This is a genomic window from Ideonella sp. P3_A4, from assembly GCF_056403075.1.
Map to the genome: position 1 here is coordinate 1 of NZ_JBFUGE010001226.1, position 847 is coordinate 847.

Here is an 847-nt window from a genome sequence, read left to right on the forward strand (position 1 = left end):
CCGGCCGAGTGTGCATTCAACCAAGACCTGCTGGCCGGCGAGGCGCTCGGCCCCGCCCTGGCGAGCGTGTCAGCTCGCCACCCTGAATTCAGCTTCGAACAGTGGCTGCTGCGCGCGTTGCGCGATGGCTGGCTGGCCGGGCTTCATTCCCTGAATCAAAACACCTGAAGGAGAAACCCATGTTGACTGCGCCCCCTGTGCTGGCGCGCGCCTGGCTGCGCGTGATTGGCTGGCTTGAAGCCCTGCAACCGCTGGCCCTGCTGGCCGCACGCCTTTACGTGGCCAAGGCCTTCTTCTGGTCCGGCCTGACCAAGATCCGCGACTGGGACACGACGCTGGCGCTGTTCGCCGACGAATACCACGTGCCCGTGCTGCCCCCCGAAGTGGCCGCGGTGGCGGGAACCACCGGCGAACTCGTCTTGCCGGTGCTGCTGGCCATCGGCCTGGCCGGGCGCTTCAGTGCGATGGGCCTGTTCGTGCTGAACATCGTCGCCGTGCTGAGCCTGCAAGAGATCGCCGATGCCGCGCTTCAGCAGCACATCTTCTGGGGCAGCTTGCTGACCGGGCTGATCCTGTGGGGGCCGGGCAAGTGGTCAGTCGACCACTACATCGCACCTAGGTTCTTGGGCGTGGCGAGAAGGTGATCACCATCGGGGACGGCACGCGGCCGTTCTCGTCGCGCGGCAGCACGCCGGTCTTCTCGACCGCGCGCAGTACTGCGTCGTCCCATTCCTTGACGCCGCTGGTCTTGGTGATCTCCCACTTGGTGATCGTGCCATCGGGCATCACGGTGAGCTTGACCTCGGCCTGCGGGTTGCCGGGCACCTCGAACAGCAGCTGGATGTTC

Annotated in this window: 2 protein-coding genes; one reads left to right on the forward strand and one right to left on the reverse strand. The window is 66.1% G+C overall.

Annotated elements, in window-relative coordinates; translation table 11 throughout:
• Positions 1 to 179: 179 nt before the first annotated feature.
• Complete coding sequence (locus AC1DYI_RS37180) at positions 180 to 644, forward strand: DoxX family protein (RefSeq protein WP_477209078.1); 465 nt, start codon at positions 180 to 182, stop codon at positions 642 to 644.
• On the opposite strand, the gene AC1DYI_RS37185 is transcribed toward AC1DYI_RS37180, so the two are convergent.
• Positions 616 to 847, reverse strand: a 232-nt coding sequence (locus AC1DYI_RS37185) for an energy transducer TonB (RefSeq protein WP_477209079.1), incomplete at its 5' end; no start/stop codon positions are given. The two genes, AC1DYI_RS37180 and AC1DYI_RS37185, sit on opposite strands and share 29 nt — an antisense overlap.